The organism is Arthrobacter sp. zg-Y919 (assembly GCF_030142045.1).
Classification (GTDB): Bacteria; Actinomycetota; Actinomycetes; order Actinomycetales; family Micrococcaceae; genus Arthrobacter_B.
The window spans coordinates 1,872,797-1,887,875 of sequence record NZ_CP126242.1 but is presented as its reverse complement, the minus strand read 5'-3'; the positions used below and the strand labels follow the sequence as shown (position 1 = coordinate 1,887,875).

General features: G+C 65.5%; 13 protein-coding genes. 6 read left to right on the top strand and 7 right to left on the bottom strand.

The features are described 5' to 3' along the window. Positions 1-95: 95 nt before the first annotated feature. On the bottom strand, positions 96-977 hold the full coding sequence (locus QNO10_RS08935; protein WP_229947603.1) for an alpha/beta hydrolase fold domain-containing protein: 882 nt from the start codon (positions 975-977) through the stop codon (positions 96-98). A gap of 56 nt (positions 978-1,033) precedes the next feature. Further along, complete coding sequence (locus QNO10_RS08930; RefSeq protein WP_229947605.1) at positions 1,034-1,705, bottom strand: alpha/beta hydrolase family protein; 672 nt, start codon at positions 1,703-1,705, stop codon at positions 1,034-1,036. A gap of 276 nt (positions 1,706-1,981) precedes the next feature. On the opposite strand from QNO10_RS08930, the gene QNO10_RS08925 reads away from it, so the two are divergent. Next, positions 1,982-2,158, top strand: a complete 177-nt coding sequence (locus QNO10_RS08925; RefSeq protein WP_229947607.1) for a hypothetical protein — start codon at positions 1,982-1,984, stop codon at positions 2,156-2,158. A gap of 118 nt (positions 2,159-2,276) precedes the next feature. Then, positions 2,277-2,930, top strand: coding sequence for a hypothetical protein (locus tag QNO10_RS08920; protein WP_229947609.1), 654 nt, complete (start codon positions 2,277-2,279; stop codon positions 2,928-2,930). Positions 2,931-3,003: 73 nt separating this feature from the next. Here QNO10_RS08920 and QNO10_RS08915 read toward each other — a convergent pair whose 3' ends face one another. Next, positions 3,004-3,486, bottom strand: a complete 483-nt coding sequence (locus tag QNO10_RS08915) for a tetratricopeptide repeat protein (protein ID WP_331460327.1) — start codon at positions 3,484-3,486, stop codon at positions 3,004-3,006. Positions 3,487-3,653: 167 nt separating this feature from the next. Then, complete coding sequence (glnA, locus tag QNO10_RS08910; protein ID WP_229947613.1) at positions 3,654-5,078, bottom strand: type I glutamate--ammonia ligase; 1,425 nt, start codon at positions 5,076-5,078, stop codon at positions 3,654-3,656. 246 nt (positions 5,079-5,324) lie between these two features. On the opposite strand from glnA, the gene QNO10_RS08905 reads away from it, so the two are divergent. Together QNO10_RS08905 and QNO10_RS08900 are read left to right on the top strand one after the other, a co-directional pair. Continuing rightward, positions 5,325-5,765, top strand: a complete 441-nt coding sequence (locus QNO10_RS08905; RefSeq protein WP_229947615.1) for an RDD family protein — start codon at positions 5,325-5,327, stop codon at positions 5,763-5,765. A 38-nt stretch (positions 5,766-5,803) separates the two neighbouring features. Beyond that, positions 5,804-6,826: a Rossmann-fold NAD(P)-binding domain-containing protein gene (locus QNO10_RS08900; RefSeq protein WP_229947616.1), complete on the top strand. Its 1,023-nt coding sequence runs from the start codon at positions 5,804-5,806 to the stop codon at positions 6,824-6,826. A 119-nt stretch (positions 6,827-6,945) separates the two neighbouring features. On the opposite strand, the gene QNO10_RS08895 is transcribed toward QNO10_RS08900, so the two are convergent. From QNO10_RS08895 to lipB, 3 genes are all read right to left on the bottom strand, one after another. Beyond that, positions 6,946-7,698, bottom strand: a complete 753-nt coding sequence (locus tag QNO10_RS08895) for a DUF4191 domain-containing protein (protein ID WP_229947618.1) — start codon at positions 7,696-7,698, stop codon at positions 6,946-6,948. Between the two features lie 111 nt (positions 7,699-7,809). Beyond that, positions 7,810-8,814 carry a lipoyl synthase gene (gene lipA, locus QNO10_RS08890; protein WP_229947620.1) on the bottom strand — a complete coding sequence of 335 codons (1,005 nt, stop codon included), beginning with the start codon at positions 8,812-8,814 and terminating at the stop codon, positions 7,810-7,812. Then, positions 8,811-9,539, bottom strand: a complete 729-nt coding sequence (gene lipB, locus QNO10_RS08885) for a lipoyl(octanoyl) transferase LipB (protein ID WP_229947622.1) — start codon at positions 9,537-9,539, stop codon at positions 8,811-8,813. Before lipB ends, lipA begins: the two co-directional genes overlap by 4 nt. Positions 9,540-9,727: 188 nt before the next feature. Between lipB and QNO10_RS08880 the strand changes: the two genes are divergently transcribed. Next, entirely contained in the window at positions 9,728-11,401 is a 1,674-nt protein-coding gene (locus QNO10_RS08880; RefSeq protein WP_229947624.1) for a serine/threonine-protein kinase, read from the top strand. A gap of 48 nt (positions 11,402-11,449) precedes the next feature. Then, positions 11,450-15,025, top strand: coding sequence for a S41 family peptidase (locus tag QNO10_RS08875; RefSeq protein WP_229947626.1), 3,576 nt, complete (start codon positions 11,450-11,452; stop codon positions 15,023-15,025). Positions 15,026-15,079: the final 54 nt, after the last annotated feature.

Below are 15,079 nucleotides of genomic sequence, written 5' to 3'. Positions count from 1 at the left end.
AAACCAGCAAGGCGGGGGAACCGGTGCGCCCTGTTAAGCCAGGAGGACCGGTCAACCAGGACCGGCAACCAGGACCGGTCAACCAGGACCGGCAATCAGGAACGCAACAGCTCCAGAATCACCTTCTGCGCAGCCCTGCCCTCGGGCACGGGAAGCAGCGGGTATACATGGACTGCGCCGTCGGCGACGTGCAGCGATACCGGGGACCCCGCAGCCCTCATCAGGCTTTGCAGCCGGAGCACATCCGGATAAGGCAGATCGTGGGTTCCGACGAACACATCGGTCGTCGGCAGCCCCGACATCGGACCGTTGATGGGACTCACGCGGGGATCAGCCAGATCGTCCCCGGCTGCCCACGCCCGGGCCGCAACACGAAGGCCTGCACGGCTCAGCCACGGGTCCACTGCCTCCACTGCCGCAAGCTCGGGATTCTCCATGGCCACGTCCACCCAAGGGGACAGCAGAACCAAACGCCGCGGCTGAGGCAGAGAATATTCAGCTAGCTGCTGCGCAAAAGCCAGTGCCAGACCGCCACCGGCTGAATCACCCATAAAGGTCACGCGCTCAGGAGCGATGTCGTCCAGCAGCCGGCGGTACACCTTGGCCAGGAGCAGGGCAGCCTCCCGGTGGTTGTACGCGGGCGCCAGACCGTACAGCGGAACCTCCACACGGTGTCCGGCAGCCGCAAGCCGGGAGATGAACCGCCAGTGCCAGGTGCTGATCGGGCTGATGTACGAACCGCCATGGAGGTACAGCACTGCGGAGGACGACGCGTCCCCAGACGAGGCGCCCGGACGCGGCGCCACTGAATAGCAGGAGAACCCGTCGATACTGTGCTGCTCCACCTGGAACGTCCGCAGGAGACGGCGGGGTGGCCGTGCAGCCCGCTTCGCCGAACCGAGCCTGGCGCTGGTGCGTTCCGCCGTGGCTGTCAGGGGCTTCCGGGTCAACCGCAGATACGGCGTCAACAGCCGCATCCGTAGACTGGCCGTCCTTTCCTCCCGGCCCGCACCGTCGTCGGGCAACGCCCCGCTCACGGCTTCGCGCTGCTTCGGATAAAGTCCAGCACCGGTTCAGCGAGCCCGGCGCCGATGGCATCGGGCGTACGCTTCTGCCCGCGGACCTCAAACGAATGATTGCCGCCCTCAATCCGCTGGACGTGCGCGTTGGGGCCAATCCGCTCAGCTACCGGTTCCAGTTCGCCGGGCAACGCAAAAGTGTCACGTGTGCCCTGCAGGAACAGCATCGGCAGGGTGAGGCCGTACAAGTGCTCGTCGCGCAGCTTCTCCGGCTTGCCCGGCGGATGCAGCGGATAGCCCAGGTACACCAGTCCGGCCGCCGGCATGCCGTCCGCCACCGCCATGGACGCCATCCGGCCGCCGAATGACTTGCCGCACGCCCAGACCGGCGCGCCGTCATGACGCGCCTCCACCGCCTCCATGACGGCTTTCCACGCTGCAACAGCCGCGGGTGCCCGATCCGGAAACTTCTTACCCGCCTCCCGGTAGGGGAAGTTGAAGCGCAGCGTGGCCGCTCCGCCGTCGTTCAGCGCGCCGGTGAACCCGGTGAGGAAAGGGTGCTCCATTCCGGCCCCGGCACCGTGGGCGACGACGATGGTCACGTCGGGGTCGGAAGGACGGGACAGTACGGCGGATACGGTCCCCTCGCCGACCGGGATGGCAAGGTCCGTGTGTTCAATTGGCATGTGTTCAAACGTACGCCAGATCGGACCCGCACCCCTTGAGCCTAGAAGGTAATACCACTAGACTGGATAGCGGACAGGATCTGAAGGCCCCATAAGCGCAGCCAGTACCCGCAACGAGTACGTGCACCAAGCGCAGCCTCTCCTGAAATCCGCGGTCCGCCTTGGGCGACGAACCGCAACACCACCACTCCGGCACAGAAGCCACCGCATTGCGGCACATCCATTTGTTGTGCCCGGAGTGCTACCCCATGCCTCTCGAAGGGAGCATCAAGCTATATGTTGAAGCACGTCGCTGTAACGCGTACCAGGACCACCACTTCACGATTCACCGCACAGATCACGGCTATTGCCGCCGGATGCGCGCTCGTTGCCGGGGGAGTATCGGCAGCCGAGATCGCCATGCTGAACGCAGAACCGGCCGCGAGCCAGGTCACTGCCGAAGCAACCGCCTAACGTAGAAGAAGTCTCCGCCGTCGTTCCCACCCGGGAATGGCGGCGTTTTCCGTTTCCGGGCCCGGACCGGTGCTCTCCTAGAATAGGTAGACACCACTTCCACATCCGCAGGAGCACCGTGCCCAGAGGCAAACACCATCCACCGCGTCCCAAGCCGGCCAACAGCGAGGGCATGCTCATCGCCAATGACCTGAAGAAGGACCGGGGCTGGACCGACGGGCAGATCAAGACCTTTCTGCCCGAACCGGACAAGACCGCCCGGAACCCGTTTTCCCGCAAAGCCGCCCCGATGAAGCTCTACGCACTGGAACGCGTCGAAGCCATCGAAGCCACCCCGGAGTACCAAAAGGCTAGGGAAGCCTCCCGTAACCGGCAGCTGGCGGCCCGTGAACGCGCACTGGTGAAGAAGAAGGCGGCAGTCGCAGTGGCCGAGTCGCTGGAACTGCGGATCGTTCCTGAGCCGTGGGAGTCGATGCAGCGCAAGGCCATCGAGCATTTCAACGGCCGTCTTCGCGGTAAGCAGTCCCCGGCCAGCCTGTCGACGGCGCCGTCACGGCTGAACCGGCTGACCGTCAACTACCTGCGGCACCAACAGACGTCCTATGAAGAAGAGCTCAAGGAATTCAAGGGCGTGGTGGGAGTCGGTGAAGCCTACCTGGTGGTCCGCAACCGCATTCTGGACCTGATCGCGGACACCTACCCGCAGCTGAAAGCCGAATGCGACCGGCAGAAGTTCGACGCCCCAGAGCTTCCCGACGGCGTGAATTTGTAGCGGGATATGTCCAAAGTGTGGCCGCCTGGTTCCGGTCTTCAAAGTGTTCCTCGGCGGCACTTTTTGGATAACGTCAGCCGCTCGTGAGGAGCTCTGCGGCGTACCCGGTGACGGCCCGCCGATAGAGGGGGAGGGTCTTGGCCAGGGCCTCGAGGGCAACACGGAGAGCCTGATCCTGCCGACCGGCGTCGAAAAGCGCAAGGGCGAGAAAGGCACGATGTGCATCCCCTGCGACGTTGTTTTCCTCCACACCCTCGAGGACTTGGATGGCAGCCTCGGACTCGCCCACGTTGCGTAGCGAGCTGGCAAGTTGAATAAGTGCCTGAATGCGTCTTCTATCGTCCAGGCCGGCGTCGAGAGCTAGGCGGTACAACGGGATCGCTTCTGCCTCCTGCCCGAGGAAGTCATGAACAGAAGCCCATTCAAACAGGGCCGCGGCATCCCCATCCGGCTGCTCGTCGACGAGTGCTTTCATGCTGCGCAGAGTTGTGGCGGGGTCTGTGTCATCAGCCTGTGCCCAAAACTCCTGCACCCGGGTTTCCCAGTTGTCCATCATGCAGGGATTCTTCCACAGTCACCGCAAGGTCCTGTGGGCGCACCGTCGGGCCCCTACACCGGCAGCAGGAAGGGCCCCGTCAAAACCGCTGACGGGGCCCTTCCTGTTCTACCGGGACTTACTGCGGACCGGACGCCGGGTAACCGACGCCGGGCCGCAGAAGCGGGTTATACGCCGTAGTAGAGCTCGTATTCGTACGGGTTCGGGCGCATCGCGAGCGGCAGGATTTCGAATTCGCGCTTGTAGGAGATCCAGCTGTCGATCATGTCCTGGGTGAACACACCGCCGGCCTGCAGGAACTCATTGTCGTTCTCCAGGGCAACCAGTGCCTCTTCGAGCGACGCCGGAGCCTTCTGGATGTGCTGGGCCTCTTCGGGCGGCAGCTCGTAGAGGTCCTTGTCGATCGGATCCGCCGGCTCGATGCGGTTCTTGATGCCGTCCAGGCCCGCCATCAGCTGTGCGGAGAACGCCAGGTACGGGTTGGAGGAGGGATCCGGAGCACGGAACTCCAGGCGCTTGGCCTTCGGGTTGGAACCCGTGATCGGGATTCGGATGGCGGCCGAGCGGTTGCCCTGCGAGTAGACCATGTTCACGGGAGCTTCGAAGCCCTTGACCAGGCGGCGGTAGGAGTTGACCGTCGGGTTGGTGAAGGCGAGGACCGCGGAGGCGTGCTTGAGCAGGCCGCCGATGTACCAGCGGGCCAGGTCCGAGAGACCGGCGTAGCCCTTCTCGTCATAGAACAGCGGTTCGCCACCGTTCCACAGGGACTGGTGGCAGTGCATGCCCGAACCGTTGTCACCGAAGATGGGCTTCGGCATGAAGGTAGCGGACTTGCCCCAGGAATCGGCAACGTTCTTGACGATGTACTTGAACTTCTGCAGATCGTCGGCCGCGTGCGTCAGGGTGGTGAACTTGTAGTTGATCTCGGCCTGACCGGCACCGCCCACTTCGTGGTGCGCGCGTTCGACTTCGAGGCCCACGTTGTCCAGCTCCACGCTGATCGCGTCGCGCAGGTCAGCCTGCTTGTCCACGGGGGCCACGGGGAAGTAGCCGCCCTTGTACGGGGTCTTGTTGCCCAGGTTGCCGCCCTCTTCCTCGCGGCCGCTGTTCCACGGAGCCTCGATGGAATCAACCTTGTAGAAGCTGCCCCGGGGGGAGGACTCGTACTGGACGTTGTCGAAGATGTAGAACTCGGCTTCCGAACCAAAGAAGGCCGTGTCGGCAATCCCGGTGGAGGCGAGGTAGGCCTCGGCGCGCTCGGCAACACCGCGGGGATCGCGGTGGTACGGCTCGCCGGTACGCGGGTTCACGATCGAGAAGTTCAGCGCAAGGGTCTTCTCCATGCGGAAGGGATCGATAAACGCCGTCGTCACATCCGGGATGAGCTGCATGTCGGACTCTGCAATGCCCTGGAAGCCGCGGATGGATGAGCCGTCGAACAGCTGACCGTTGACGAAGAAATCGGCATCTACGGTTTTGGCCGGCACGTTGAAGTGCTGCTGCACTCCGGGAACGTCGGTGAATCGGATGTCGACGAACTTCACTTGCTCGTCAGCGATGAACCTGAGGACTTCGTCCGCGTTCTTGAACATCGTTTATGTGCTCCTATACAACTGTTTGGATGGAAGACCTCGGGCTGCAAGACCTGGCTGGCGCCGGGCCTTTGACCGTCCGGCGCGTCCCCTTGACCCTAAAGGGATCCGGTTTCCCGGCGGTGACACGTGTGTTTCCGGTACGTTACGCAGTCGATGGTCTCCCTTCCACCCTATCCGCAACAGGTGGGGGCAGCGATAATAAGGGGTTCATTTGTGCCCCAGCCACCCGGGTAGTCTTTAACCGTGGTCGATAGAAGCGATATAGGTTCCTGGCTGGAAGGCCCTCCCTCCGATGAGAGTACGTGGCCGGGTAAACACCTCGGCAGGCCGCGTACCGGTCCCGGATCCATCGCGCGTGTGGGCCCGCGCCTGGGCGCCCTGCTCATTGACTGGGCCATTGCTTCCCTCATTGCCTACTGGCTTTTCGGCGGTGACGACTTCGCTATCCTGGCAATTTTCGCCGTCGAACAGATCCTGCTGATCAGCCTGCTCGGCTACAGCATCGGACACCGGATCTTCAGCCTCCAGGTGCAGAAAATGGACGGCCGCGCCGCCGGGATTCCCGCAGCGGTTGTCCGCACGCTGCTGCTGTGCCTGGTGATTCCCGCAGTGGTGTTCGACGCCGACCAGCGCGGCCTGCACGACCGGGCACTGGGCACCGTCCTGGTGAAGGTAAAACACTAGGCTTTCCAACCCGCCCCTGAATCTGGCAGATTCCAGGTATGAAACTCCTGATATTGGGCGGAACCGCCTGGCTCGGCCACCAGACCGCCGCCGCTGCCGTGTCTGCCGGCCACGAAGTAACCTGCGCTGCCCGTGGAACGTCGGGGAAGCCGCCGGCCGGGGTCGCCTTCCTTCAGATAGACCGCGACGCCGACGACGGACTCGCAGCGGCCGCTGACCGGCACTGGGATGCGGTCATCGACGTTTCCCGACAGCCCGGACAGGTACGCCGTGCCGTCCGCGGCCTAGGCGCTGCCGCGGACTTCTATGTCTTTGTCTCCACCGGAAACGTGTATGCCAGCCAACGGGAATGGGGCCAGGACGAAGACGCCGCACTGTTGGCACCCCTCACGGACGACGTCATGGGCAGCATGGAAAACTACGGCCCTGCCAAGGTTGCGTGCGAGCAGGCTGTTACTGAAGGCTTTGGTTCCGGTTCCCGCGCGATAGTCCGGTCCGGACTCATCGGCGGGCCGGGCGACAGCTCCGGGCGCAGCGGATACTGGCCGCTGCGGTTCGCCCGGGGAGGGCGTGTCCTCGTGCCCGACGTGCCGCGCCAGCCTACGCAGCTCATTGATGTCCGCGACCTGGCGCAGTGGCTCGTGCAGGTGGCAGAGGAACGGACCGCCGGCGTGTTCAACGCAGTGGGGGATACGGTGCCGTTCGCGGAGCATCTTGAGGCGGCGGCGGCGGTGGCGGGACCACCCGGCGTGGCGGCTGTTGCCGTCCCGGCTCCGGCACGTTGGCTCCGCGAACAGGATGTGAATGAGTGGTCCGGCCCCCGCTCGCTGACGCTGTGGCTGGAGGATCCGGACTGGCACGGCATGAACGCCCGGTCCAATGCCCGGGCGCGCCAGGCTGGACTGCAGCTGCGGCCGCTGCGGCAGACGCTCGCCGATACCCTCGCCTGGGAGGAAGCTGCCGGCGTCGCACGTCCCCGTGGAGCAGGACTCACGCAGGCCGAAGAGAGCGAGCTGCTGGCCCTGCTGGACGCGGTGGGCGCGGGCCTGTCCGGTAAGTAGCAGGACAGGCCGAAGAGAGCGAGCTGCTGGCCCTGCTGGACGCTGCGGGTGCGGCCCTGTCCGGTAAGTAGCAGGGCAAAACAAAAGGGCCCCTCGAAAGGGGCCCTTTTGGTTAGGGACTAGCGTCCGCGGGTGGCCTTGCGGTCCGGGCGGGCACGGTACGGGTCGATGCCCTTGGGGATCGGCAACCGGGTGCCCAGGGCGGAGAGCCGCTTGTTGACGGTGGCGACTTCCTGCTTGGTCAGTTCCTTCGGCAGCTTCTTGGCCGTGGTGGCGACCTTGGACAGCGGCACCTGTCCTTCGCCGCGGCCGGTCTGGATGACCGTGACCGGAACCTTGGGCACAATGCGGCTCATCTTCCGGCGTTCGCTGTCGGCCAGCGCCTTGGCACGGGCGGGGGAGCCCTCGGTGACCAGGACAATGCCGGGACGCCCGATGGCCCGGAAGACAGCTTCCTGGGTGCGCGGGTTCACTGCCACAGGCTGTTCCTCGAGGATCCAGCCGCGGCGCAGGACGCTGAGGGCTGCGCCGGAAGCACCCGGCTGGCCTTCGATCTGCGAGAACGCGGCGCGTTCGGCGCGGCGGGACAGGATGAACACGGCGGCAAGCAGGCCGAGGGGGATGGCGATGATGAGCATCGTGATCCAGTTGTCGATCAGGAAGCCGATCAGCAGGCCCACGGCGATAATGCCGAGGAACGCGCCGATCATCAGCCAGACGACGCTCGGATCGTTCCGCCGGGTCATCTTGAAGACCTCGGCGATCTGCTTCATGCGCCCTTGCTTCTTGGGCTTCTTTTCCCCCTTCGGCTTGCGGGAAAAGACGCCTTTGCGGGCGCTCTGGGATGCGTCTGAATCAGTGCTTTTGGCCATAATGAGTTCATTCTACGTGATGCGGGCGTGGGGTCAGGAAGGTTGCACTGTCAGGCAGGAAGCGGGGCACGCAGTGGTGTCCATGCCGTATCGGGGGACGCAGGACCGCAGTCACCGGCGGGCCAGAATGGACGAAGCTTCCTGGTAAGTGGACCCGGAATCCTCGATATGCGCCAGCTGCGGAGGCAGCTCCAGGCCCTTGCGGCGCATGGCGCCGGCCCACAGTCGCCCGGCACGGTAGGAGGACCGCACCAGCGGTCCGCTCATCACACCCAGGAAGCCCAGTTCCTCCGCTTCCGTACTGATTTCGACGAATTCCTGCGGCTTGACCCAGCGGTCCACGGGCAGGTGGCGTTCGCTGGGCCGCAGGTACTGGGTGATGGTGATGAGGTCACAGCCGGAGTCGCGCAGATCCTTCAGCGCTCCGGAGATTTCCGCACGGGTTTCACCCATGCCAAGGATCAGGTTGGATTTGGTGACCATACCCATGTTCTGCCCCTGCGTAATGACGTCCAGGGAGCGTTCATACCGGAAGGCGGGGCGGATCCGCTTGAACAGGCGGGGCACGGTCTCCACATTGTGGGCGAAGACCTCGGGGCGGGCTTCACAAATGTCGATGATGTGCTCCACTTTCCCGGAAAAGTCGGGAATCAGGATTTCGACGCCGGTGCCGGGGTTGAGCTCGTGGATCTTGCGGATGGTTTCGGCATAGAGCCACACGCCTTCGTCTGCGAGGTCGTCCCGGGCCACTCCGGTGACCGTGGCATAGCGAAGGTTCATCTGCTGCACCGAGCGGGCCACCTTGGTGGGTTCCATCAGGTCCAGCGGCGAGGGCTTGCCGGTGTCGATCTGGCAGAAGTCGCAGCGCCGGGTGCATTCGGACCCGCCGATCAGGAAGGTGGCTTCGCGGTCCTCCCAGCATTCGAAAATGTTGGGGCAGCCCGCTTCTTCGCAGACAGTGTGCAGGCCTTCCTTCTTCACCTGCTTCTTCAGCTCAACATACTCAGGGCCCATATTGACTTTGGCCTTGATCCATTCGGGCTTGCGTTCCACCGGTACGGCAGCGTTGCGCTGTTCGATGCGCAGCAGGCGCCGTCCTTCAGGGGCGAGGGTCACAGCAGGGCTCCTTTCGGCCGGCTGGCGGCAGGGATGGCGCCGGCGCCGGAGGGGGTCTTCGGTGGGATGGTGCCGGTCAGGTCCGACTCACGGGCGGCGAGTGCGGCTTCCACCTGCCCGACGACGTCGGCCGGAGACACCGCTGTGCCCGTCTCCGCGCTGATCGAGGTGGTTCCGGCGTCGGTGATGCCGCAGGCGACGATCTGGCTGTAGGGTGCGGGATCGTTACTGCAGTTCAGGGAGAATCCGTGCATCGTGACTCCCTGATGGACCCGGATCCCCACCGCAGCGATTTTGCGGTCCGGCACTCCGAACGGTTTCCCGTCGCCGCGGACCCAGACACCGGAGCGCCCCTCGACCCGGACGCCGGCAATCCCGTATCCCTGCAGCACGCTGATCACTGCGGCTTCCAGGACGGCGACATATGCCTTGATCGAGGATGGATCGGCGAGCTTCACGATCGGATAGCCGACCAGCTGACCCGGCCCGTGCCAGGTCAGCTTCCCACCCCGGTCTACGTTGATCACCGGTGTGCCGTCGAAAGGCCGTTCGTGCGGCTCGGTGCGGCGCCCCGCCGTGTAGACGGAAGTGTGCTCAAGCAGCAGCACTGTGTTGGGCGTCCTGCCCTCAAGTACCTGCCGGTGCAGCTGCTGCTGGAGATCCCAGCCTGCTGAATAATCCACGTAGTGCGGAGCCAGGCCTACGCGGGTGAACTCCAAAGCCATGGGGCTAGCCTAGACCCCCACTGGCGTGATGTGGACCACACTCGACGGCCAGCCCGGCAGGAGTGTTTCCGGCACTCCCCATAGGTCCACTACCTTGTGGAAAACCGCCGAGGAGCTCCGGCGGAGGTTAAGACTTTGCTCCCATGGACACAACACCGGACCCTGCCCGCTCCAGCGAAGCTTCCGAAATGCCTGCAGATGCTGGCGGCGTCCCTGCGCCTCCTGCCCCGGAGGTGCTCGGCTACCGGGTGGTCCGGCTGCTGGGAGTGGGCGGAAGCGGCGCCGTCTGGCTGGTCCGGGACGACGACGGCGCATCGTTCGCGCTGAAGGTCCCAGCAGCAGGGCAGGGGAACTCGATGAATGCCTTTGAAGCCAGGCGGGAGGTGAACATCCATGCCCGACTGGAGCATCCGCACCTGTTGAAGCTGCACGGCGTCGTTGAAACCGATCAAGGGGCTGGCCTCCTCACTGGGTACGCACCCGGCGGTAGTGCAGCAGGGCTGGTGGCGGCACGGGGGCCGGTCCTGCCCGGTGAAGCGGTCACGGTGCTCGTGGGGATCGCCGCTGCGTTGGATTACCTCCACGCCCGGGGCACGGCACATGGGGACGTGTCTCCCGGAAACATCCTCTTTGCGTCCGAGGGCAGGCCGCTGTTGGCCGACTTTGGATCAGGGCGGCTACTGGGTGAGTCCGGTGCGTCGCGGCAGGGGACCCCGGGTTTCCATGCGCCCGAGAGCGACGACGGAACGGGCAGCGGACTGGGAACAGCGGGCGACGTGTATGCCTTGGCCGCCGTGGGCTGGTTCCTGCTGACTGGACGGGTTCCCCCACCCAGCCGTGACCGGCCGCCGCTTTCGATCCTGGTTCCCGGGGTAGGCAGGGACTTGCCGGCCCTGCTGGAGGCGGGATTGGCGGAGGACCCCGGCCAGCGGCCTACTGCTGATGAATTTGCAGCCGCCGCCTACCGTGGTGCCCCCGCACTGCCGGTGGACCTCGTAGCTGCTGTCCATCCGGACGTTCGTCCTCAGCTGCTGACCCGCCGGACTGGCTCCGCTGGTTCCGGCACCGGACGGCGGAGGAGGTGGTGGCACAGGCCTACGGCGGTAGGGCGTGGCGTTACGGGACGGGCCGGCATCAGACGGCAGGCGATGCGAGGCCAGGCAATTGGACGTCAGGCAAGTGGACGTCAGGCTGTGAGCCGGCAGCAGGAGGCTCCACCGGCCGGGCGGCGACGGCGGGACCGGAACGTCTCCGGCAGCCGTGTCTTGCCTGTTGCCGCGACAGGAGTGGTTGCACTGGTACTGATACTTGCCGGGATAGCGCTCGCAGCCCCGGACCTCCTTCGATTCGGCGGTGCTGCTGCATCAAGCCCTGCAGGATCCAGCCCTGCAACATCCGGTTCTGCTTCACCCGGCCCCGTTGCAGCTGGAACAGCTGCGTCCACAAAAACCGTCGAAACGCTCAGGGCGGAAACCAAGGCAGAGGACGCGGCACAGGCGCTGCCGGCGCTCGCCGAGCTTCGGAGCAGGGCGTTCAGAACGGCAGACCCGGCGCTCCTGAATGATGTTGATGCTCCAGGGTCCGAAGCCCTACTGGCCGACCGGGAACAGATCGGGAAGTTGTCGGCGGCCGGCCATACCCTCGACGGACTGGTCATGGAAGTGTCAGTGCTTGATCAGGCAGCTCCGGACGGGACAGCAGACGCGGAACTCCGGGTCCACACTAAGGTTGCCCCCTACCGGCAGGTGGACAGGGCCGGTGCGGTGCTGCAGCAGATGCCGGCGCAGGAGCAGGAAGTGCTGTTGGTGCTGGTGAGAGTTGAGGGAACGTGGCGGATCAGCAGCGTTGTGGCCCCCTCGTGAGGCACGTTGCTACGCAGACAAGTCGGTGGCGAAAGATAGGATCAATCCATGAGTCCAACTTCGTACCTTCGTTACCCCGATCTGCACGGGAACCTCGTCACCTTCGTCGCTGAAGACGATGTCTGGATGGCACCCGTCACGGGCGGCCGTGCCTGGCGGGTTTCCGCCATGCAGCTGCCCGCACGCAGCCCGAAGTTCTCCCCGGACGGCAGCCGCCTTGCCTGGCAGGTGGTCCAAGGTGGTGCACCTGAAATCGTCACGGCCGACGTTGACGGCGGAGACTTCCGGCAGCTGACCTTCTGGGGCAGCCAGAGCACGCGTATGAAGGGATTCAACTCCGCCGGACAGGTCATTGCCACCTGCTCGGTGGAGCAGGAGGACAACCGGCTGCGCTGGGCCTTCGCAGTCCCGCTGGACGGTGCGGCGCCGGTCAAGCTCCCGTACGGCCCGGTGGAGACCATCGCGGAAGGCCCGTCCGTCGGCGATGAACGCCCGATGGTGATTGGCAGCATGCTGACCCGGGAGCAGGCGTGGTGGAAGCGCTACCGCGGCGGCACCGCCGGGAAGCTCTGGATTGACGCGGACGGCAACGGAGAATTCCTCCGGTTGGTTCCAGAATTGGACGGGAACCTGTCGGATCCAATGTGGATTGACGGCCGGGTCGTTTTCCTTTCGGATCACGAAGGCTACGGCAACCTCTACTCGGTCACGCCCCAGGGCGAAGACCTCCGCCGGCATACGGACTTCGAAGGGTTCTACGTCCGGCACGCGTCCTCTGACGGCCAGCGGATCGTGTTCGAATCGGCGGGACGCATCTGGCTCCTGCCTTCGCTGGATGCCGAAGCCCAGCCGCTGGACATCGCTCTGGCATCGGCCGGAACTGCGCGTCGCCCCCGTGCGCTGAACGTCGCAAAACACCTGCAGGCAGCCGTTCCGGACGCCCGGGGAACCGCGAGCATCGTGGAAAGCCACGGTACTTTGCACTGGCTGACCCACCGCGATGGACCGTCCCGTGTGATCGAAGCCGATTCGGCCGTGCGCAGCCGCCTCGGCCGGCCCCTGGATGGGTCGCGTGCGGTATTCGTGGCGGACCACCACGGCGAGGAAGCTATCTACATCAAGGACGTCTTCGCTGACGTTGTCCTGGTGTCCGGTAGCCCGGCTGCCACTCCCGCCGAGGGAATCTCCGTGGCCGGAACGCCCGCCATGGACGCAGGCAACAACGGGCTGGTTCTGCCCAGCCCGGTGTCGGCCTCCGGTGTTGCTGTTCCGGCCAGCGAGGAGAACGGATCCGGGGATTCGTCCCAGCGCGGAAGCACCGCTCCGGTGGATGCCGAAGCCCAGGAAACCTCCGCCGGCAACGGCCTGGTCCGGATTGGGTTCGACCGGCCCACCCGTGTCAGCGAGATGGTCCCCAGCCCGGATGGACAGCGTGTAGGTGTGTCCACCGAATACGGTGAAGTGTTTGTCCTCGAGGTGGCAACGGCCGAGCTGTTCCCCGTCACTTCGTCGGAGTTTGGAGCCGTCGACCAGATGGCCTTCTCGCCGGACTCCCAGTGGCTGGCATGGGCGGAACCCTCCAGCGCCGAAGGACGGTCACGGATCCGGCTGCGGTCCGTGCGGGACACGGAGGCACCGGTGGTCGACGTAACCGACGGCCGGTTCAATGACCACGACCCGTCCTTCACCACCGACGGCCGGTATCTTGCCTTCCTCTCCGAGCGCAGCTTCGATCCGGTATACGACACCCACCGGTTCGACCTGAGCTTCCCGTCCTCCACCAAGCCTTTCCTAGTGGCGCTGGCCGCCGGAACACCCTCGCCGTTCGGCCCCTCGGTATCCGGAACCTTCGTGGCTACAGCCGCGTCCGAAGATACGGCTAAGCCGGAAACCGACACGGACGACGCTGCAGGCGCGGCACCGGAGGTACGCGTTGACGCCGACCGGATCGGTGACCGCCTGATCGCCGTCCCCGTTCCCCAGGGCCGCTACACGAAGCTTCGGAGCGCCGAGGGAGCCCTGCTGTGGCAGGCATCGGACATCTACGGTGTCACCGGCGACGGCCGGGCCTCGGCCGCCGACCGGGATCCGGCAGCACGGCTTGAGCGCTTTGACCTGGAGAAGAAGGATGTCTCCGTCCTGGTTCCGGCGCTGGACGATTTCGAAGTCAGCGGCGACGGCACCAAGGTGGTGCTGCGCCACCAGGGCAGCGTCCGGATGGTTCCGGCGGCTGCACGGGTGGAGGAGGACTCCGCCGACAGCGTACGGGTGGAGCTGGAGCGCATCCGCGTCCGGATCGATCCGGTCAAGGTGTGGGGCCAGGCCTTTGACGAAGCCTGGCGCCTGCAGCGTGACTTCTTCTGGGCACCGGACATGGGCGGACTCGACTGGGAAGGTGTCCACACCCGGTACCGGCCTCTGGTGGAAAACCTGGGCAGCCATGACGACCTGGTGGACCTGCTCTGGGAAATGCACGGAGAGCTCGGCACGTCCCATGCCTACGTAAATCCCGTTCCCGTAACCGAACCGGGATCGGGCGGGCAGGGTTTCCTCGGCGCCGACCTGCGTCCCGGCGCCGGCGGCTGGGAAGTCGTCCGGATTCTGGGAGCCGAGTCCTCCGATCCCGAGGCCACGTCTCCGCTGAGCGCTCCGGGTGCCGATGTGCACGTGGGCGACATCATCGCCGCGGTGGACGGGCAGCCGGTTCCGGCCAACGAGGGACCTGCTGTCCTGCTTGCCGGCGCCGCCGGCCGGACCGTGGAACTGACGGTGGTGTCCACTGCCGACGACGGCGCACCGGAGCAGCGGCGGATCGCCGTCGTTCCGCTGCGCAGCGAGGAACGCCTGCGGTACCAGAACTGGGTCAGTGCCAACCGCCGGATCGTGCGGGAAGCCTCCAACGGAGAGTTCGGGTATCTGCATATTCCCGACATGATGGCCAACGGCTGGTCCCAGCTGCACCGGGACCTGGACCAGGAGGCGTCCCTGCGGGCCCTGGTGGTTGACGTGCGGCGGAACCGTGGGGGACACACCTCCCAGCTCGTCGCGGAGCTGATTGGCCGGAAGGTCACTGCGTGGAGCACCCCGCGCGGCGGCACGCCCACCCCGTACCCGGCACACGCTCCCCGTGGTCCTGTGGTGATCTTGACGGATGAGTTTGCCGGGTCCGACGGCGACATTGTCACGCAGGTGTCGAAGCTGCGCGGCATCGGGCCGGTAGTGGGCACCCGCACCTGGGGCGGCGTCGTCGGAATCGACGGACGCTTCACCCTCGTGGATGGAACTGCAGTGAACCAGCCGCGGTACGCCTACTGGTTCACGGGCGGCGCAGGCTGGGGCGTGGAGAACCGGGGAGTGGAACCGGACATTGAGGTGGCTTTCCCGCCTCACGCGTATGTGGCCGGAGATGACCCGCAGCTGGAGCACGGTGTAGGGATCCTGCGGGAAATGCAGTCCGAGCTGCCCACTGACGAGCCGCCGGCGCTCGGGGGATACCGCAGCCTCCAGCCCGCTCCTCTGCCGCACCGGCCCCAGGACCGGCAGGAAGACGGGGATCCGTCGCTGCCTACACCCGTCAGCGCGGGGGCCGGGCCGGACGGAGCAAACCGGGACAACCGGCACTAGGGGAGAAGCAGTACCAGCACGCAGAAACGGCCCGATCAGCGGATCGGGCCGTTT